Here is a 20,104-nt window from a genome sequence, read left to right on the forward strand (position 1 = left end):
TTAAAACATAAAGTGTTCTGTCTATTCTTAAGTCGATATTTCAATTAATCATACTTCAGTTTGTATGGTTAAGCCTCACGGGTAATTAGTACAAGTTAGCTCAATGCCTCACAGCACTTACACACCTTGCCTATCAACGTTGTAGTCTCCAACGGCCCTTCAGGGGACTTAAAGTCCCAGTGAGAACTCATCTCGAGGCCTGCTTCCCGCTTAGATGCTTTCAGCGGTTATCAGTTCCGAACTTAGCTACCGGGCAATGCTATTGGCATAACAACCCGAACACCAGTGGTTCGTCCACTCCGGTCCTCTCGTACTAGGAGCAGCTCCTCTCAATTCTCAAACGCCCACGGCAGATAGGGACCGAACTGTCTCACGACGTTCTAAACCCAGCTCGCGTACCACTTTAAATGGCGAACAGCCATACCCTTGGGACCAACTTCAGCCCCAGGATGTGATGAGCCGACATCGAGGTGCCAAACACCGCCGTCGATATGAACTCTTGGGCGGTATCAGCCTGTTATCCCCGGAGTACCTTTTATCCGTTGAGCGATGGCCCTTCCATTCAGAACCACCGGATCACTAAGACCTACTTTCGTACCTGCTCGACGTGTCTGTCTCGCAGTTAAGCTGGCTTATGCCTTTGCACTAACCACATGATGTCCAACCATGTTTAGCCAACCTTCGTGCTCCTCCGTTACTCTTTGGGAGGAGACCGCCCCAGTCAAACTACCCACCAGACACTGTCCGCAACCCCGATAAGGGGCCTACGTTAGAACATCAAACGTACAAGGGTGGTATTTCAAGGTTGACTCCACATCATCTAGCGACAATGCTTCAACGTCTCCCACCTATCCTACACATGTAGGTTCAATGTTCAGTGCCAAGCTATAGTAAAGGTTCACGGGGTCTTTCCGTCTAGCCGCGGGTACACTGCATCTTAACAGCGATTTCAATTTCACTGAGTCTCGGGTGGAGACAGCGTGGCCATCATTACGCCATTCGTGCAGGTCGGAACTTACCCGACAAGGAATTTCGCTACCTTAGGACCGTTATAGTTACGGCCGCCGTTTACCGGGGCTTCGATCATGAGCTTCGACCTAAGTCTAACCCAATCAATTAACCTTCCGGCACCGGGCAGGCGTCACACCGTATACGTCATCTTTCGATTTTGCACAGTGCTGTGTTTTTAATAAACAGTTGCAGCCACCATTTCTCTGCGACCGACAATAGCTTACGGAGCAAGTCCTTCACCATCATCGGCGTACCTTCTCCCGAAGTTACGGTACCATTTTGCCTAGTTCCTTCACCCGAGTTCTCTCAAGCGCCTTAGTATTCTCTACCTAACCACCTGTGTCGGTTTGGGGTACGATTCTCTTATATCTGAAGCTTAGAGGTTTTTCCTGGAAGCCGGGTATCAACTACTTCATCTCCGTAGAGACTCGTCATCAGCTCTCAGCCTTAATGTGCGCCCGGATTTACCTAAGCATACAGCCTACAACCTTAAACATGGACAACCATCGCCATGCTAGCCTAACCTTCTCCGTCACCCCATCGCAATATAAGTGAGTACAGGAATATTAACCTGTTTCCCATCGACTACGCCTTTCGGCCTCGCCTTAGGGGTCGACTCACCCTGCCCCGATTAACGTTGGACAGGAACCCTTGGTCTTTCGGCGTGGAGGTTTTTCACCCCCATTATCGTTACTCATGTCAACATTCGCACTTCTGATACCTCCAGCAAGCTTCTCAACTCACCTTCGACGGCTTACAGAACGCTCCTCTACCATGCAAGAACAAGTCTTGCATCCGTAGCTTCGGTGGTATGTTTAGCCCCGTTAAATCTTCCGCGCAGACCGACTCGACCAGTGAGCTATTACGCTTTCTTTAAAAGATGGCTGCTTCTAAGCCAACTTCCTGGCTGTCTGAGCCTTTCCACATCGTTTCCCACTTAACATACACTTTGGGACCTTAGCTGACGGTCTGGGTTGTTTCCCTTTCCACGACGGACGTTAGCACCCGCCGTGTGTCTCCCGCGATTGAACTTATTGGTATTCGGAGTTTGCAAAGGGTTGGTAAGTCGGGATGACCCCCTAGCCTTAACAGTGCTCTACCCCCAATAGTTAGACGCGAGGCGCTACCTAAATAGCTTTCGAGGAGAACCAGCTATCTCCCGGTTTGATTGGCCTTTCACCCCCAGCCACAAGTCATCCGCTAATTTTTCAACATTAGTCGGTTCGGTCCTCCAGTTGATGTTACTCAACCTTCAACCTGCCCATGGCTAGATCACCGGGTTTCGGGTCTAATCCCAGCAACTATTCGCGCAGTTAACACTCGGTTTCCCTACGGCTCCGCTATTCGCTTAACCTTGCTACTGAAATTAAGTCGTTGACCCATTATACAAAAGGTACGCAGTCACAGAACAAGTCTGCTCCCACTGCTTGTACGTATACGGTTTCAGGTTCTATTTCACTCCCCTCACAGGGGTTCTTTTCGCCTTTCCCTCACGGTACTGGTTCACTATCGGTCAGTCAGTAGTATTTAGCCTTGGAAGATGGTCCTCCCATATTCAAACAGCATATCACGTGTGCCGTCCTACTCGATTTCACAGTAAGGTCGTTTTCATGTACGGGACTATCACCCTGTATCGTGAAACTTTCCAGAATCTTCCACTAACTTCCAAACTGCTTAAGGGCTAGACCCCGTTCGCTCGCCGCTACTAAGGGTATCTCTATTGATTTCTTTTCCTCGGGGTACTTAGATGTTTCAGTTCTCCCGGTTCGCTTCGTAACGCTATGTATTCACGTTACGATACTCTACAAAGTAGAGTGGGTTCCCCCATTCGGAAATCTGTGGATTAACGCTTTTTATCAACTCCCCACAGCTTAACGCAGATTAACACGTCCTTCATCGCCTCTGACTGCCTAGGCATCCACCGTATACGCTTAGTCACTTAACCATACAATCTAAAGTCGACCGTACAATTGAAATAACTAGGTATTATCTAGTTTTTTTCGCCTCAAGAATACTCAAGAACACTATATTGTTATTGCCGAAGCAATAACGTGTTTTAAGAACTTCTTTATTTATTCAGCTTTCCAAATTTTTAAAGAGCAATTTGCTAAAAAGCAAAGATAAGCATTAAACTGCTTAGCTTTGATTTTTAATCAGAAAGAAAAGTGGTATCCCGTACGAGATTTGAACTCGTGTTACCGCCGTGAAAGGGCGGTGTCCTAGGCCTCTAGACGAACGGGACACTATTTACTTTCTACGTTTGGATTTCATCCCAAACGTTGTCTTATTTTCATAAGACTGTCTTTAACGTTTCTATTCAAGCAATTTGTGTGGGCACTTACAAAAATTAACAACTTTACGTAAGGAGGTGATCCAGCCCCAGGTTCCCCTAGGGCTACCTTGTTACGACTTCACCCCAGTCATGAACCACACCGTGGTCATCGCCCTCCCGAAGGTTAAGCTAATGACTTCTGGTGCAGCCCACTCCCATGGTGTGACGGGCGGTGTGTACAAGGCCCGGGAACGTATTCACCGTGACATTCTGATTCACGATTACTAGCGATTCCGACTTCATGGGGTCGAGTTGCAGACCCCAATCCGGACTACGACGCACTTTATGGGATTCGCTTACCATTGCTGGTTTGCAGCCCTTTGTATGCGCCATTGTAGCACGTGTGTAGCCCTACTCGTAAGGGCCATGATGACTTGACGTCGTCCCCACCTTCCTCCGGTTTATCACCGGCAGTCTCCTTAGAGTTCCCACCATTACGTGCTGGCAAATAAGGATAAGGGTTGCGCTCGTTGCGGGACTTAACCCAACATTTCACAACACGAGCTGACGACAGCCATGCAGCACCTGTCTCATAGTTCCCGAAGGCACCAATTCATCTCTGAAAAGTTCTATGGATGTCAAGAGTAGGTAAGGTTCTTCGCGTTGCATCGAATTAAACCACATGCTCCACCGCTTGTGCGGGCCCCCGTCAATTCATTTGAGTTTTAACCTTGCGGCCGTACTCCCCAGGCGGTCTACTTAATGCGTTAGCTTAAGAGCCCAGTTCTCAAGGAACCAAACTCCGAGTAGACATCGTTTACGGCGTGGACTACCGGGGTATCTAATCCCGTTTGCTACCCACGCTTTCGCATCTGAGCGTCAGTTACTTGCCAGGTGGCCGCCTTCGCCACTGGTATTCCTTCAGATCTCTACGCATTTCACCGCTACACCTGAAATTCTACCACCCTCTCAAGAACTCTAGTTTGCCAGTTCGAAATGCAGTTCCCAGGTTGAGCCCGGGGCTTTCACATCTCGCTTAACAAACCGCCTGCATGCGCTTTACGCCCAGTAATTCCGATTAACGCTTGCACCCTCCGTATTACCGCGGCTGCTGGCACGGAGTTAGCCGGTGCTTCTTCTGCGAGTAACGTCACAGCAGTAGAGTATTAATCTACTGCCTTTCCTCCTCGCTGAAAGTACTTTACAACCCTAAGGCCTTCTTCATACACGCGGTATGGCTGCATCAGGGTTTCCCCCATTGTGCAATATTCCCCACTGCTGCCTCCCGTAGGAGTCTGGACCGTGTCTCAGTTCCAGTGTGGCTGATCATCCTCTCAGACCAGCTAGGGATCGTCGCCTTGGTGAGCTCTTACCTCACCAACAAGCTAATCCCACTTGGGCTCATCTAGTCGCGAGAGCTTTCAAGAAGAGGCCCCCTTTCACCCGTAGGTCGTATGCGGTATTAGCAGTCGTTTCCAACTGTTGTCCCCCTCGACTAGGCAGATTCCCAAGCATTACTCACCCGTCCGCCGCTCGACGCCAGAATAGCAAGCTATTCTTCGTTTCCGCTCGACTTGCATGTGTTAAGCCTACCGCCAGCGTTCAATCTGAGCCATGATCAAACTCTTCAATTAAAAGTTTTTTGACTAATCAACGATGTTGATTAAGTCGGCTCAATGAATTCTGTACTTCAACAACAAACCGAGGTTTGTTGTTTATAAAACCAAATCTTTCGATTTAATTTAATGTTCACAATTACATTGATATAATTTTTGGTCATTATATCTCTGCAAGTGCTCACACAGATTGCTTGAATAAATTGTTAAAGAGCATTGGCGTGTTAAACACGGCAATTTTCAAATATCACTCAAGGAGTGTTATCTGAAAATTGCTGTAACTATCGTTACAACAATTTAATTTGGCGCTTGGCGATGCCCTACTCTCACATGGGGAAGCCCCACACTACCATCGGCGTTATTACGTTTCACTACTGAGTTCGGAATGGGATCAGGTGGTACCGCAACACTATGGTCACCAAGCAAATCTGGTTTGCTTTCAAGTTGTATCTTTAAAATCTGAAAAGCTATAAATAAAGAAGTCTTTAAAACCTATCTTTCGATAAATAGTAGTGTTCAATCAATTCTTAAGTCGATATTTCAATTAATCATACTTTAATTTGTATGGTTAAGCCTCACGGGTAATTAGTACAAGTTAGCTCAATGCCTCACAGCACTTACACACCTTGCCTATCAACGTTGTAGTCTCCAACGGCCCTTCAGGGGACTTAAAGTCCCAGTGAGAACTCATCTCGAGGCCTGCTTCCCGCTTAGATGCTTTCAGCGGTTATCAGTTCCGAACTTAGCTACCGGGCAATGCTATTGGCATAACAACCCGAACACCAGTGGTTCGTCCACTCCGGTCCTCTCGTACTAGGAGCAGCTCCTCTCAATTCTCAAACGCCCACGGCAGATAGGGACCGAACTGTCTCACGACGTTCTAAACCCAGCTCGCGTACCACTTTAAATGGCGAACAGCCATACCCTTGGGACCAACTTCAGCCCCAGGATGTGATGAGCCGACATCGAGGTGCCAAACACCGCCGTCGATATGAACTCTTGGGCGGTATCAGCCTGTTATCCCCGGAGTACCTTTTATCCGTTGAGCGATGGCCCTTCCATTCAGAACCACCGGATCACTAAGACCTACTTTCGTACCTGCTCGACGTGTCTGTCTCGCAGTTAAGCTGGCTTATGCCTTTGCACTAACCACATGATGTCCAACCATGTTTAGCCAACCTTCGTGCTCCTCCGTTACTCTTTGGGAGGAGACCGCCCCAGTCAAACTACCCACCAGACACTGTCCGCAACCCCGATAAGGGGCCTACGTTAGAACATCAAACGTACAAGGGTGGTATTTCAAGGTTGACTCCACATCATCTAGCGACAATGCTTCAACGTCTCCCACCTATCCTACACATGTAGGTTCAATGTTCAGTGCCAAGCTATAGTAAAGGTTCACGGGGTCTTTCCGTCTAGCCGCGGGTACACTGCATCTTAACAGCGATTTCAATTTCACTGAGTCTCGGGTGGAGACAGCGTGGCCATCATTACGCCATTCGTGCAGGTCGGAACTTACCCGACAAGGAATTTCGCTACCTTAGGACCGTTATAGTTACGGCCGCCGTTTACCGGGGCTTCGATCATGAGCTTCGACCTAAGTCTAACCCAATCAATTAACCTTCCGGCACCGGGCAGGCGTCACACCGTATACGTCATCTTTCGATTTTGCACAGTGCTGTGTTTTTAATAAACAGTTGCAGCCACCATTTCTCTGCGACCGACAATAGCTTACGGAGCAAGTCCTTCACCATCATCGGCGTACCTTCTCCCGAAGTTACGGTACCATTTTGCCTAGTTCCTTCACCCGAGTTCTCTCAAGCGCCTTAGTATTCTCTACCTAACCACCTGTGTCGGTTTGGGGTACGATTCTCTTATATCTGAAGCTTAGAGGTTTTTCCTGGAAGCCGGGTATCAACTACTTCATCTCCGTAGAGACTCGTCATCAGCTCTCAGCCTTAATGTACGCCCGGATTTACCTAAGCACACAGCCTACAACCTTAAACATGGACAACCATCGCCATGCTAGCCTAACCTTCTCCGTCACCCCATCGCAATATAAGTGAGTACAGGAATATTAACCTGTTTCCCATCGACTACGCCTTTCGGCCTCGCCTTAGGGGTCGACTCACCCTGCCCCGATTAACGTTGGACAGGAACCCTTGGTCTTTCGGCGTGGAGGTTTTTCACCCCCATTATCGTTACTCATGTCAACATTCGCACTTCTGATACCTCCAGCAAGCTTCTCAACTCACCTTCGACGGCTTACAGAACGCTCCTCTACCATGCAAGAACAAGTCTTGCATCCGTAGCTTCGGTGGTATGTTTAGCCCCGTTAAATCTTCCGCGCAGACCGACTCGACCAGTGAGCTATTACGCTTTCTTTAAAAGATGGCTGCTTCTAAGCCAACTTCCTGGCTGTCTGAGCCTTTCCACATCGTTTCCCACTTAACATACACTTTGGGACCTTAGCTGACGGTCTGGGTTGTTTCCCTTTCCACGACGGACGTTAGCACCCGCCGTGTGTCTCCCGCGATTGAACTTATTGGTATTCGGAGTTTGCAAAGGGTTGGTAAGTCGGGATGACCCCCTAGCCTTAACAGTGCTCTACCCCCAATAGTTAGACGCGAGGCGCTACCTAAATAGCTTTCGAGGAGAACCAGCTATCTCCCGGTTTGATTGGCCTTTCACCCCCAGCCACAAGTCATCCGCTAATTTTTCAACATTAGTCGGTTCGGTCCTCCAGTTGATGTTACTCAACCTTCAACCTGCCCATGGCTAGATCACCGGGTTTCGGGTCTAATCCCAGCAACTATTCGCGCAGTTAACACTCGGTTTCCCTACGGCTCCGCTATTCGCTTAACCTTGCTACTGAAATTAAGTCGTTGACCCATTATACAAAAGGTACGCAGTCACAGAACAAGTCTGCTCCCACTGCTTGTACGTATACGGTTTCAGGTTCTATTTCACTCCCCTCACAGGGGTTCTTTTCGCCTTTCCCTCACGGTACTGGTTCACTATCGGTCAGTCAGTAGTATTTAGCCTTGGAAGATGGTCCTCCCATATTCAAACAGCATATCACGTGTGCCGTCCTACTCGATTTCACAGTAAGGTCGTTTTCATGTACGGGACTATCACCCTGTATCGTGAAACTTTCCAGAATCTTCCACTAACTTCCAAACTGCTTAAGGGCTAGACCCCGTTCGCTCGCCGCTACTAAGGGTATCTCTATTGATTTCTTTTCCTCGGGGTACTTAGATGTTTCAGTTCTCCCGGTTCGCTTCGTAACGCTATGTATTCACGTTACGATACTCTACAAAGTAGAGTGGGTTCCCCCATTCGGAAATCTGTGGATTAACGCTTTTTATCAACTCCCCACAGCTTAACGCAGATTAACACGTCCTTCATCGCCTCTGACTGCCTAGGCATCCACCGTATACGCTTAGTCACTTAACCATACAATCTAAAGTCGACCGTACAATTGAAATAACTAGGTATTATCTAGTTTTTTTCGCCTCAAGAATACTCAAGAACACTATATTGTTATTACCGAAGTAATAACGTGTTTTAAGAACTTCTTTATTTATTCAGCTTTCCAAATTTTTAAAGAGCATTTGCTAAAAAGCAAAGTTTTCGTCTCTAACCCTGAATTTCAGAGTTAAAAAAACCAAAGTTAAGTCGCTTGCTATACATAAGCAGATTTAACTTTGGTCTCTTCCTGAGAACATGATGTGGTGGAGCTATGCGGGATCGAACCGCAGACCTCCTGCGTGCAAGGCAGGCGCTCTCCCAGCTGAGCTATAGCCCCACATCATTGTGGCTAGTAAATTGGTAGGACTGAGTAGATTTGAACTACCGACCTCACCCTTATCAGGGGCGCGCTCTAACCAACTGAGCTACAGTCCTACTGACATTTACTATGTCTTTAATTTCTCTATTCAAGCAATTTGTGTGGGCACTTACAAAAACTAACAACTTTACGTAAGGAGGTGATCCAGCCCCAGGTTCCCCTAGGGCTACCTTGTTACGACTTCACCCCAGTCATGAACCACACCGTGGTCATCGCCCTCCCGAAGGTTAAGCTAATGACTTCTGGTGCAGCCCACTCCCATGGTGTGACGGGCGGTGTGTACAAGGCCCGGGAACGTATTCACCGTGACATTCTGATTCACGATTACTAGCGATTCCGACTTCATGGGGTCGAGTTGCAGACCCCAATCCGGACTACGACGCACTTTATGGGATTCGCTTACCATTGCTGGTTTGCAGCCCTTTGTATGCGCCATTGTAGCACGTGTGTAGCCCTACTCGTAAGGGCCATGATGACTTGACGTCGTCCCCACCTTCCTCCGGTTTATCACCGGCAGTCTCCTTAGAGTTCCCACCATTACGTGCTGGCAAATAAGGATAAGGGTTGCGCTCGTTGCGGGACTTAACCCAACATTTCACAACACGAGCTGACGACAGCCATGCAGCACCTGTCTCATAGTTCCCGAAGGCACCAATTCATCTCTGAAAAGTTCTATGGATGTCAAGAGTAGGTAAGGTTCTTCGCGTTGCATCGAATTAAACCACATGCTCCACCGCTTGTGCGGGCCCCCGTCAATTCATTTGAGTTTTAACCTTGCGGCCGTACTCCCCAGGCGGTCTACTTAATGCGTTAGCTTAAGAGCCCAGTTCTCAAGGAACCAAACTCCGAGTAGACATCGTTTACGGCGTGGACTACCGGGGTATCTAATCCCGTTTGCTACCCACGCTTTCGCATCTGAGCGTCAGTTACTTGCCAGGTGGCCGCCTTCGCCACTGGTATTCCTTCAGATCTCTACGCATTTCACCGCTACACCTGAAATTCTACCACCCTCTCAAGAACTCTAGTTTGCCAGTTCGAAATGCAGTTCCCAGGTTGAGCCCGGGGCTTTCACATCTCGCTTAACAAACCGCCTGCATGCGCTTTACGCCCAGTAATTCCGATTAACGCTTGCACCCTCCGTATTACCGCGGCTGCTGGCACGGAGTTAGCCGGTGCTTCTTCTGCGAGTAACGTCACAGCAGTAGAGTATTAATCTACTGCCTTTCCTCCTCGCTGAAAGTACTTTACAACCCTAAGGCCTTCTTCATACACGCGGTATGGCTGCATCAGGGTTTCCCCCATTGTGCAATATTCCCCACTGCTGCCTCCCGTAGGAGTCTGGACCGTGTCTCAGTTCCAGTGTGGCTGATCATCCTCTCAGACCAGCTAGGGATCGTCGCCTTGGTGAGCTCTTACCTCACCAACAAGCTAATCCCACTTGGGCTCATCTAGTCGCGAGAGCTTTCAAGAAGAGGCCCCCTTTCACCCGTAGGTCGTATGCGGTATTAGCAGTCGTTTCCAACTGTTGTCCCCCTCGACTAGGCAGATTCCCAAGCATTACTCACCCGTCCGCCGCTCGACGCCAGAATAGCAAGCTATTCTTCGTTTCCGCTCGACTTGCATGTGTTAAGCCTACCGCCAGCGTTCAATCTGAGCCATGATCAAACTCTTCAATTAAAAGTTTTTTGACTAATCAACGTTGTTGATTAAGTCGGCTCAATGAATTCTGTACTTCAACAACAAACCGAGGTTTGTTGTTTATAAAACCAAATCTTTCGATTTAATTTAATGTTCACAATTACATTGATATAATTTTTGGTCATTATATCTCTGCAAGTGCTCACACAGATTGCTTGAATAAATTGTTAAAGAGCATTGACAACAACGCTTTGCGTCGTAGTCAGGCTGCGTATTCTACGCAAACCAATTTCGAAGTCAAGTGCATATTTGCACTTTATTTCAGGAGGTTAAAAAGTAACTTTCGATACTGATAAACACCTTTACTTAGCGGCTATTGCCGTGTCAGTGAGGTCGCATTATAGAGAGATAGCTGATGATGACAAGCATTTTCATATAAAAACACGAAAGATAATATTAATAACAACTTACTACCAACTTATACACAGAGTAACCATTTATATTTGAATGAATGCAATATTTTTGTTTGTATTTCATACATTTTTTGACAAAATAAGACACAGCTATGATTTTTTGTGGCTTTTTATTGATACATTGAGACTGATTGTCGCTCTTCTAGATATTAGTTACTATTAGGGACAAGAGTAACAATTGATGAATTATTCTTTAATATTAATCACTTATGTTTTTTCAGAGGTTCTTTAAAACGATGGGCTTTTCAACTTTATCTAATGCAACTCGAGCATCCATTATTTCGGTAGCGATTGCAGCAATTGGTTTTGCAGCGCTTTCCTTTATAGGAAATACAATACCAGCGCCTATTGCGTTTGCTATTGGTGCAATTATTACTGGTATTACAATTAAATTCACAACACCTTCATCTTCAGACAGCGTAGCTGTAGAGACAACGACATTATACGTAGGGAACTTACCTTACCGAGCAAATGAAACATCAGTACGTACATTGTTTGCAGAACATGGTCAGGTATTATCAGTTCGCTTAATGAAAGATAAACATACAGGTAAACGTCGTGGTTTTGGTTTTGTAGAAATGCCAGAGGCTGACGCGAAAGAAGCAATTCAATCGCTTAACGATGCAGAATATCAACAACGGACATTAAAAGTACGTGAAGCAAATGAACGCACGGTTCATTCTGCTGAGTAATTTGTTTCATTAAATTATACGTCTATATATAAAGGCTGGCTTAACCCTATTTCATTAAATAGGCAAGTCAGCTTTTTTTGTGCCTGTATTTTGGTACAAAACGCTTTTCCACCATCATTGTCACCACCAAAAAGCACACTATCGCCGAGGATATGTTTAACACGAGATGCGATAGCCATCCCTGAATCGATAAATTTAATATGCTCACCAACAATCAGCCCTAACTCCTCAGCTAACAGCGGGAAGTGAGTACAGCCCAATACAACAATATCAGGACTATTAATAGCAACGGTCCATTTTGATACAACCTTTTTTATTTCATCTAAGTCAACAGGTTTACCATATAGTTTGTTTTCAGCTTGTAACACAAGACTTGTTGTTCCAATCATGTCGATCTCACAGTCTTGGGCATGCTCACTTACAAGTAATTGCGTATAGTCTCGAGAAACAGTGCCAGGCGTTGCCAACAAACCTATTTTTTTCTTTCGACTTTGTAATGCTGCGGGTTTTATTGCGGGTACAACGCCAACAAAAGGAATAGGAAAACGTTTACGTAAAGCGGGTAGAACTAATGTGCTCGCAGAGTTACATGCGATAACCACAAGATCTAGATCATATTCTTCATACATATGTCCGATTAACTGGCAAACACGTTCGATAAGAAACTCAGGCTCAAGTTCACCATAAGGGAAATACTTATTATCAAACAAGTAAAGATAATCAGCGTTTGGTAATTGCTCTTTGATTGCTTTATATATAGATATACCACCTACACCAGAATCAAAAATCAATATCTTACTCATGTACAAACCATTGGATTATTGTAAAAGACATATAATAGTCAAGGGCAGGATAAATTGGAATAGATGAATATAAAAGAAGCCAGCATAACGCTGGCTTCTCAATCATCATGTTAATGTGTCATTACAAATTAAAATTCATAAGTAGCATTAATGTAGTAACCGCGTTCTGGTGCTGGGTAACCTTGCGCTGTTGCGTATTCTTTATCGAATACATTATCTAGTCTAGCGCTGACCTTGAATGCTTCCGTCACTAGATAAGCAGCTGAAACATCCCATAGGCTATAACCAGCAAAAGTGTCAACTCCAGCAGTGCCATAATCATCTCTTTTACCTTGGTATAAATAGCGCAGAGACAAATCAACATCACCTAATTGAACAGTACCTTGCCATTTAGCTTTATATTTAGCACGGCGCAGTAATGTATCACCATTCGCATCTTTAGGATCTAAATACTCAAGCACCGCCTGGTGTGAAACGATACCCGTTACGGTATTAATTTCTAGTTCAATACCTTGGAGCGTACTCACCCCTTCTTTATTGTAAGCAGTTCGAACTGTGTTGATCTTTTTCCCATCAATTAAATCTTGTACTTTATTCTTATATGCAATAATTTTCCAATCCACAAGTCCTGTAATACCTTTAACACCTACTTCAATAGATTCACCAGACTCAGGTTTTAAATCTGGATTTCCTTTAGTATAAGCATTTTTAGCATATAGATCGTACAGAGATGGGGCTTTAAACGATGTACCAGTCGAAGCAATGACACTATAATTATTCACAAACTCCCAGCCAGCAGCTAAACCCCACGTTGTATTTCCACCAAATGTTTCGTTGTCGTCATATCGAATTGAGCCATCTAATGTGACTGATGAGATATCATATACAACCGTTGTAAATATACCGGTATTCGAACGAGAAACAATACCATCAAGAGTACCGCCCTCATCTTCAGCTTGATCATCTCGCCAATCTAAACCTGCGTTTAGTAATAATGAATCCGATAGCACAAACGAATTGATAAAGCTTATATTATGCTGCTTAGTGAAAAGTGTACTATTGGCATCTTTATAATCATCACCAGCTTTATATTGATATGATTTATTTTCACCAAACGAATAACTCAATGAAGAAAAATAGTTATCACGGCTATATTTAGCACCGGTAATTATAGAGGTTGTCTCTAACCACTGCTCTTTCTTCAAATGTACCTCAGGACCCCACGCCGAAGCCGCGCTAGAACCATCATATTCATTTGAACTCTGTGAATATCGCGTATTAATAAAAGCATTTAATTGTGATGATAATTGATAGTCAACACCTAATAAAATATCTTTATTTTCAAACCCATGTTTATCACCATCATTAACACCAACGACAGGTTTAGAGTTATAACCCTCAGCATCATCATAGCCAAGTCCGAAATTCACATGTAGCTTGTCAGTCAAATCTGATGATAAGAACAAGTCAGTTTCATAGTATTTATCAGAACCGATTCCCACTGAGACTTGTTTAATATTGGTACCTTGTTGACCACGAGTAATAATGTTGATCACACCACCAATAGCTTCAGAACCATAAATAGCGCCTCGAGGACCACGAACAATCTCAATTGTTTCAATTTGACTGACAGGAATCTTACTAAAATCAACGCCAGATGTGATACTCGATGGTAAACGAACACCATCAATCAATACTAATACATGGTCTGACTCAGATCCTCGCATGAAAACAGAGGCTTTACTTCCGCGACCACCATTTTGACCAATATCGATACCTGGAACCATTCTTAATATTTCAGGTAATGACTTTGCCATACTTAATTCAATATCATCACGGGTGATAACAGTAATAGGTGCAAGCACATCAGAAACAGCTTGTTCAACACGGTTGGCAGTAACGACTGTTACTTCTTCATTATTAGTAGATGGATCTTGGGCAAGAGCAGCGAACGGTAAAAGCGCCGCTGCTAAGAGTTTTTTAGACATTGTAAATTTTTCCTATTTACGCGTAGAAAAATAAGCCGAATCATTCAGCAAAATTGAGTATTTATTATTTTATTAATTACTCAGGTTCCTATTGGAGACCGGCCTTAAGTGCTAAGCACTATCACCGTTGCGCGACAGGTCCAGAATCTAACTGGATTCCCCCAATAAATGTATGTTACTAAACTAGAGATTTACTTCTACAAGTAATAACAAAAAAAAGTATAGAGTCATGCGAGATAAATGTATATTTATAATTCGGTTATTTATATTTTCAAGATAAGGTAAGGTAAGTATCGAACTGAAGGTAAAATATGCTGGACAAACTCTATTTGGGTCTTACAATCCCTACTCTTTTGTTTAGTATCTAACTACGGTGAGCCCACATGATCGAAATGCACCCCGACAACTACCAATCACAGCTTGACGATAAAGCAGCTCGTCAACGTGACACATTTAAAAAATTCTCACCACCTGAATTAGAAGTCTTTGACTCTCCGGCAGAGAACTATCGTTTACGTGCTGAATTTCGTGTTTGGCATGATGGCGACGATCTTGACTACATCATGTTTGATAAAGAAACTAAGCAAAAAATAAAAATCGATTATTTCCTGCCTGGTAGTAAATTGATTAACGAGATAATGCCAGCACTGATTTTGGAACTAAAAGAATCAAACTTATTGCGTTTCAAACTTTTCCAAGTCGATTTTTTATCAACACTAAGCGGTGAACTGTTGGTTAGCTTACTTTACCATCGTCAATTAAGTGATGAATGGATCACTGAAGCGAAAGCATTAAAAGAAAAACTAAGTGAACGCTTCAATATCGACATTATTGGCCGTGCTAGAAAACAAAAGGTCGTATTAGATCGTGAATTCGTGGTTGAAGAACTTAACGTTGCGGGTAAAAAATTAAAATACAAGCAAGTTGAAAACAGCTTCACGCAACCAAACGGTATCGTCAATCAGAAAATGCTTGAGTGGGCATTAGACGTAACTAAAGATTGTAGTGGTGATTTACTTGAGTTGTATTGTGGTAATGGTAATTTCTCTATCGCATTAGCACCAAACTTTGAAAAAGTATTAGCGACAGAAATATCTAAATCATCAGTGCAGTCTGCACAATACAATATAGCCGAAAACGGATTAGACAATTTAACTATCTTACGTTTATCTGCAGAAGAATTTACAATTGCGATTAATGGTGAACGAGAGTTCAACCGCCTTAAAGATGCAAAAGTTGATTTAACGACATTTAATTGCAACACTATTTTTGTCGATCCTCCACGTGCAGGTTTGGATGCTGACACAGTTAAAATGGTGCAAGAATACGATAATATCGTTTATATTTCTTGCAGCCCAGAAACATTGAGTGACAACCTCGAAGCATTAAGTCAAACGCACAATATCGACCGCTTTGCATTGTTCGATCAATTTCCGTATACCCACCATATTGAATCAGGTGTGTACTTAACGAAAAAGAGCTAACGAAAAGTTAACTCAACATTAATTTGAATAGATAAAAGCTCGTTAACAACATTGTTGCTAACGAGCTTTTTTATAAGTCCGATATTATGCCTGTTTTTTAGATCTGAACACACCGATGGTTTTTGCTACCCAAGCAGATAGACCTAATACCAATATCAAGGGGAAGAAATTACTGCCTAACTCAGGATATTCCATACGTACAAATGTCGTGTATATCAAAACACCAATAACAAACAAACCTAATGACGATTTGCTTATATGGCTTTCAATAGCGCTAGTCATATAAACTTGATACCAATTATAAGCCACCAGCACTAATGCAATGAGCGGAAAAATACTGAATGGAACTTCACTTGTCGTTAACGTTGCTAATGTTGCGTTACCACATAAGCCTGCTAAAAAGGCAAAGTATAATGGTTTATAACCCGCTTGATTCTTTGTCGTCATTTAAATACCTCAATGTTCAAAGTTTACAGCGCAATACCTCTTGTCATTTTTAATACCGCTGCACCTTTTGCAATCATTCTCAATTGCATTATAGTACGGTCAGACAATATTCGACGTTCTTCGTTCGATAAATCTAACGCTTCAGCCCCCGCATTAAAAACAATTGTGACCATTGCCTCAGATTGAATCGTCGCTTCATCACGGCTTAGTTTACTTGCGAGTTCAATATAATCGGTTAGCTCAGCGCTAAAGTGACGTAATTCTCTAGATACCGCAGCTCGAAAGGCTGCCGATGTACCAGAACGCTCACGCAATAAAACTCGAAAAATATTTGGATTTTGTTCAACAAACTCCATAAATGTTTCTACAGAGGTTTTGATCACGCTACCACCAGTTTCAATACGTTGTCGTGCTTGACGCATCAGCTGTCTTAATGTCAGCCCTCCTTCATCAACCATGGTTAAGCCCAACTCTTCCATGTCGCAAAAATGGCGATAGAAAGACGTAGGTGCGATCCCAGCTTCACGTGCAACTTCACGTAAGCTTAAATTTGAATAGCTTCGTTCTGCAGTCACGAGTCTGAATGACGCGTTGATCAGTGAACGGCGGGTTTTTTCTTTTTGCTGAGCTCTAATTCCGGTCATAATTTAAATGTCATTCATTAAGGGGTAGGGATTGTTAACATTGATATTATAATACTACTTTCAACATTATCAGCAACTAACTTATTTTTATCGTTTTTAAGACAGGTACAAATACGTTATAAACAAACCTAAAAACAGAGCTTGTAAACAATTATTTACAAACTCGAACTTAAAATAAACTCCGCATAAAATATCATCAAACAACACTTAAAACCCAAATAAATGACCAATACCAAAATAAAACGTTGACGAAAACACGCTTAAATAGGATATTAATCGTAAATATTTAGTTACAACCAAACCTATAGTAAATAAAAGTTTACACGGAGAGTTATGTCGACCATCAGTACAACAATAGAATCAGCTAAACGCGGCCAGTTTAGCTCTAAATTTGGTTTCATTATGGCGGCAGCAGGGTCTGCTGTTGGTGTTGGTAATATTTGGGGATTCCCAACACAAGCAGCAAGTAACGGCGGCGGTGCTTTTTTACTGGTTTATCTTGTTCTCATCTTTATGCTTGGTTATCCAATGCTAATTGCTGAATTGATGATCGGCCGCCATGGACAAACAAACCCCGCTAATGCATTAAGTAAACTCGCTAAAAGTAAAAGCGTTAAATTAATTGGTATTACCATTGGTCTTGCGGCAATCATAACGTCAGCACTGATTTTTTCTTTCTACGGTATTTTATCAGGTTGGTTCATCAGCAATACCTTAGCACCAATTGCAGACATGATGGGCTCTACAACAACTGCTAATTGGTTAGTAGATATGTCATTATCACGCAACGTGGTATTTACAGTGATATTCGCGATGTTCACAGTCCTAGTTATCCAACAAGGTGTAGAAGACGGTATCGAGAAATGGTCGAAGCGTTTAATGCCACTGTTATTTATAATGCTTATCGCTGCAATGCTTTATATCTTGACTCAACCAGGTGCAGAGCTAGGTTTACGAGCGTTACTTATTCCTGATTTTAGCCGCATCCTAGACCGTGACGTACTGATTGGAGCACTCGGTCAAACATTCTTCTCACTATCATTAGGCAGTGGTTGCATGATGGTATACGGTTCTTACTTAAACAAAAAAGAAAATATTGCTAAATTAGCCGCGCAAGTGACACTGATGGATACCGCGGTCGCATTTGTTGCAGGTATGGTGATCTTACCTGCTATGTATGTGGCTTCACATAATGGCGTTGAGATCTTCGCTGCTGACGGCAGTCTACTGAGTTCTGATACATTAGTGTTTACGGTATTACCGGCATTATTTGAAACGATGGGCGCTGCACAATACCCGGTTTCAATTTTATTCTTTGCATTATTGTTTGTTGCCGCATTAACATCGGCGATTGGTATGATGGAATCACCAACAAGTTATCTTGCAGAACGTGCATCTATGACACGTAAGAAAGCAACCTATATCGTTGGTACGATCGTCACTGCGCTTAGCTTAGTGATTGTATTTAACTTCTCAACACTGTTTGGTTTTGTTATCACACTTACGACGCAATACGCACAACCACTCATTAGTTTAGGCGTAGCAATCTTTGCAGGTTGGGTTTGGAGCCGTAAAGGCTTAATGGCAGAAATCAGAGAACAAGAAGGTGTAACAGAGCATTCTATCTTTTGGAAGATCTGGCCTGTATACGTAAAATTTGTTTGCCCAGTATTAGTACTAATCCTAGTATTCGCGTCATTCCAATAAACGAACATACGGTTCAATGAATAATAAAAAGGTCAGCAATACGCTGACCTTTTTACTATTTGATATAAAACTAATTTATTTAACCCGTTAAGATCTCAGACCATGTCAGATTACGGTCTCCGAGTACAATAAAGTCAGGATTTTTTAATGTATCGCGCTGGTTATAAGAGAGTGGGTTTAAATTCAAATCAAGAATAGCCCCTCCCGCTTCAGTCACGATACATTGCGTACCTGCTGTATCCCACTCACCAGTAATACCTAAGCGTATATAACAATCCGCTTTACCCTCTGCAACTAAGCAACCTTTTAAGCTCGCAGAGCCGAGAGATTGTAATTCTAAGTCAATATCATCTTCAACTAACTTACGGATGTTGTCTGGGTTCTGAACGCGGCTCACAACCACATTTAAACTGGTTAAAGGTTGCAGACATGTATGACTGAAGATTCTTTCTTCACCTTCCAATGTTTCTTTGTATGCACCTTCCCCGTCAACAGCCCAATAGAGAACGTCATCTTTAGGGCCGTAAATCATCCCCAAGATAGGTTTATTCTTGTGTACCAATGCAATAATCGTCGCAAAATCACCACTACGAGAAATAAACTCCTGGGTGCCATCTAACGGATCTAATAACCAATAAGTTTCCCAAGATTGACGCTCTTCAACGGCAATATCACAATCTTCTTCAGATAAGATTGGAATGTCAGGCGTCAGTAACGCAAGTTGCTTAGATAAATAGTGATGGGCCGCGATATCAGCACTGGTGACCGGTGTATGATCGAGTTTAACTTCTTGCTCAAACTCACCCGATTGATAAATATCATAAATCACTGCACCAGTGGCGCGTGCAATTTTTTTTAACTCTGGAATTAAGGTCATTATTTGCATATCGCACTTCCTACTTTATTCTCGCCATCGCTTAATGATTTAGTATTACTTATCTAGTTGTTTTAGGGCAAGTAATAATGCGCAAATAGCACGTGATTCAGTGATTTCATCATTATCAAGTAACTCATTTGCTCTGGCTAATGGCCACTTTATAATTTCGAGTGGCTCAGGTTCATCACCCTCACAAGATTCAGGGTACAGATCTTGTGCAAGATAAATCTGCATTCGAGCAGAAAAATAACTCGGTGCTAAGTTAACTTCTTTCAGTAAGCTTAGTCTTTTAGCCCCATATCCAATCTCTTCCATTAACTCTCGATTAGCAGCAATCAATGCTGTTTCACCTTTATCGATCGCCCCCTTGGGAAAACCAAGTTCGTAACTATCAGTACCGACAGCGTATTCACGGATCAAGATAAGATTATTATCCGCATCGACTGGCACCATCATAACGGCGCCGTGACCACCGCCTTTCATTCTTTCGTAAGTACGTTCAACACCATTAGAGAAACGCAGTGCAACAGACTCAATTTTAAATAGTCGACTTTCTGCGACAATTTTCGTGCTTAATATTTTAGGTTTCTGATGTGTCATTT

The 20,104-nt window shown here is 43.5% G+C and carries 9 protein-coding genes, 3 tRNA genes and 5 rRNA genes; 3 read left to right on the top strand and 14 right to left on the bottom strand.

Annotated features, from left to right (window positions below):
- Positions 1–64: 64 nt before the first annotated feature.
- The 8 genes from HWV02_RS20960 to HWV02_RS20995 form a co-directional block, all read right to left on the bottom strand.
- Positions 65–2,956: ribosomal RNA gene (locus HWV02_RS20960) — 23S ribosomal RNA — on the bottom strand.
- 221 nt (positions 2,957–3,177) lie between these two features.
- Positions 3,178–3,253: transfer RNA gene (locus HWV02_RS20965), tRNA-Glu, on the bottom strand.
- Between the two features lie 119 nt (positions 3,254–3,372).
- A 16S ribosomal RNA gene (locus tag HWV02_RS20970) occupies positions 3,373–4,917 on the bottom strand.
- A gap of 289 nt (positions 4,918–5,206) precedes the next feature.
- Positions 5,207–5,322 (bottom strand): 5S ribosomal RNA (rrf, locus tag HWV02_RS20975).
- Between the two features lie 141 nt (positions 5,323–5,463).
- A 23S ribosomal RNA gene (locus tag HWV02_RS20980) occupies positions 5,464–8,355 on the bottom strand.
- Between the two features lie 276 nt (positions 8,356–8,631).
- Positions 8,632–8,707: transfer RNA gene (locus tag HWV02_RS20985), tRNA-Ala, on the bottom strand.
- 21 nt (positions 8,708–8,728) lie between these two features.
- Positions 8,729–8,805, bottom strand: a tRNA-Ile gene (locus tag HWV02_RS20990).
- A gap of 76 nt (positions 8,806–8,881) precedes the next feature.
- Positions 8,882–10,426 (bottom strand): 16S ribosomal RNA (locus HWV02_RS20995).
- Together the 16S, 23S and 5S rRNA genes with 3 tRNA genes alongside form the textbook arrangement of a ribosomal RNA operon.
- Before the next feature lie 670 nt (positions 10,427–11,096).
- Between HWV02_RS20995 and HWV02_RS21000 the strand changes: the two genes are divergently transcribed.
- On the top strand, positions 11,097–11,552 hold the full coding sequence (locus tag HWV02_RS21000; protein WP_211677739.1) for an RNA-binding protein: 456 nt from the start codon (positions 11,097–11,099) through the stop codon (positions 11,550–11,552).
- 14 nt (positions 11,553–11,566) lie between these two features.
- Here HWV02_RS21000 and murI read toward each other — a convergent pair whose 3' ends face one another.
- Together murI and HWV02_RS21010 are read right to left on the bottom strand one after the other, a co-directional pair.
- Positions 11,567–12,355: a glutamate racemase gene (murI, locus tag HWV02_RS21005; protein WP_211689271.1), complete on the bottom strand. Its 789-nt coding sequence runs from the start codon at positions 12,353–12,355 to the stop codon at positions 11,567–11,569.
- 128 nt (positions 12,356–12,483) lie between these two features.
- Positions 12,484–14,343, bottom strand: coding sequence for a TonB-dependent receptor domain-containing protein (locus HWV02_RS21010; protein ID WP_211689272.1), 1,860 nt, complete (start codon positions 14,341–14,343; stop codon positions 12,484–12,486).
- 383 nt (positions 14,344–14,726) lie between these two features.
- Between HWV02_RS21010 and trmA the strand changes: the two genes are divergently transcribed.
- Positions 14,727–15,827, top strand: coding sequence for a tRNA (uridine(54)-C5)-methyltransferase TrmA (gene trmA / locus HWV02_RS21015; RefSeq protein ID WP_211689273.1), 1,101 nt, complete (start codon positions 14,727–14,729; stop codon positions 15,825–15,827).
- Between the two features lie 84 nt (positions 15,828–15,911).
- Here the strand turns inward: trmA and HWV02_RS21020 are convergent, their stop codons facing one another.
- Both HWV02_RS21020 and fabR read right to left on the bottom strand, forming a co-directional pair.
- Entirely contained in the window at positions 15,912–16,274 is a 363-nt protein-coding gene (locus HWV02_RS21020; RefSeq protein WP_211673286.1) for a DUF1422 family protein, read from the bottom strand.
- Positions 16,275–16,297: 23 nt separating this feature from the next.
- Positions 16,298–16,918: an HTH-type transcriptional repressor FabR gene (gene fabR, locus HWV02_RS21025; protein ID WP_211677742.1), complete on the bottom strand. Its 621-nt coding sequence runs from the start codon at positions 16,916–16,918 to the stop codon at positions 16,298–16,300.
- Between the two features lie 333 nt (positions 16,919–17,251).
- Here fabR and HWV02_RS21030 point away from each other — a divergent pair, with 333 nt between their 5' ends.
- Positions 17,252–18,625: a sodium-dependent transporter gene (locus HWV02_RS21030; protein WP_211689274.1), complete on the top strand. Its 1,374-nt coding sequence runs from the start codon at positions 17,252–17,254 to the stop codon at positions 18,623–18,625.
- Between the two features lie 79 nt (positions 18,626–18,704).
- On the opposite strand, the gene cysQ is transcribed toward HWV02_RS21030, so the two are convergent.
- Complete coding sequence (gene cysQ / locus HWV02_RS21035) at positions 18,705–19,511, bottom strand: 3'(2'),5'-bisphosphate nucleotidase CysQ (protein WP_211677744.1); 807 nt, start codon at positions 19,509–19,511, stop codon at positions 18,705–18,707.
- 45 nt (positions 19,512–19,556) lie between these two features.
- Positions 19,557–20,102 (bottom strand): ADP compounds hydrolase NudE, encoded by a 546-nt coding sequence (gene nudE, locus HWV02_RS21040; protein ID WP_211677745.1) that lies wholly within the window; start codon positions 20,100–20,102, stop codon positions 19,557–19,559.
- Positions 20,103–20,104: the final 2 nt, after the last annotated feature.

This window comes from Moritella sp. 28, assembly GCF_018219435.1.
Lineage (GTDB): Bacteria > Pseudomonadota > Gammaproteobacteria > Enterobacterales > Moritellaceae > Moritella.

Coding starts and splice junctions, on each gene's coding strand:
- HWV02_RS21000 (WP_211677739.1), top strand. CDS start 11,097: ATGGGCTTTTCAACTTTATCTAATGCAACTCGAGCATCCATTATTTCG.
- murI (WP_211689271.1), bottom strand. CDS start 12,355: ATGAGTAAGATATTGATTTTTGATTCTGGTGTAGGTGGTATATCTATA.
- HWV02_RS21010 (WP_211689272.1), bottom strand. CDS start 14,343: ATGTCTAAAAAACTCTTAGCAGCGGCGCTTTTACCGTTCGCTGCTCTT.
- trmA (WP_211689273.1), top strand. CDS start 14,727: ATGATCGAAATGCACCCCGACAACTACCAATCACAGCTTGACGATAAA.
- HWV02_RS21020 (WP_211673286.1), bottom strand. CDS start 16,274: ATGACGACAAAGAATCAAGCGGGTTATAAACCATTATACTTTGCCTTT.
- fabR (WP_211677742.1), bottom strand. CDS start 16,918: ATGACCGGAATTAGAGCTCAGCAAAAAGAAAAAACCCGCCGTTCACTG.
- HWV02_RS21030 (WP_211689274.1), top strand. CDS start 17,252: ATGTCGACCATCAGTACAACAATAGAATCAGCTAAACGCGGCCAGTTT.
- cysQ (WP_211677744.1), bottom strand. CDS start 19,511: ATGCAAATAATGACCTTAATTCCAGAGTTAAAAAAAATTGCACGCGCC.
- nudE (WP_211677745.1), bottom strand. CDS start 20,102: ATGACACATCAGAAACCTAAAATATTAAGCACGAAAATTGTCGCAGAA.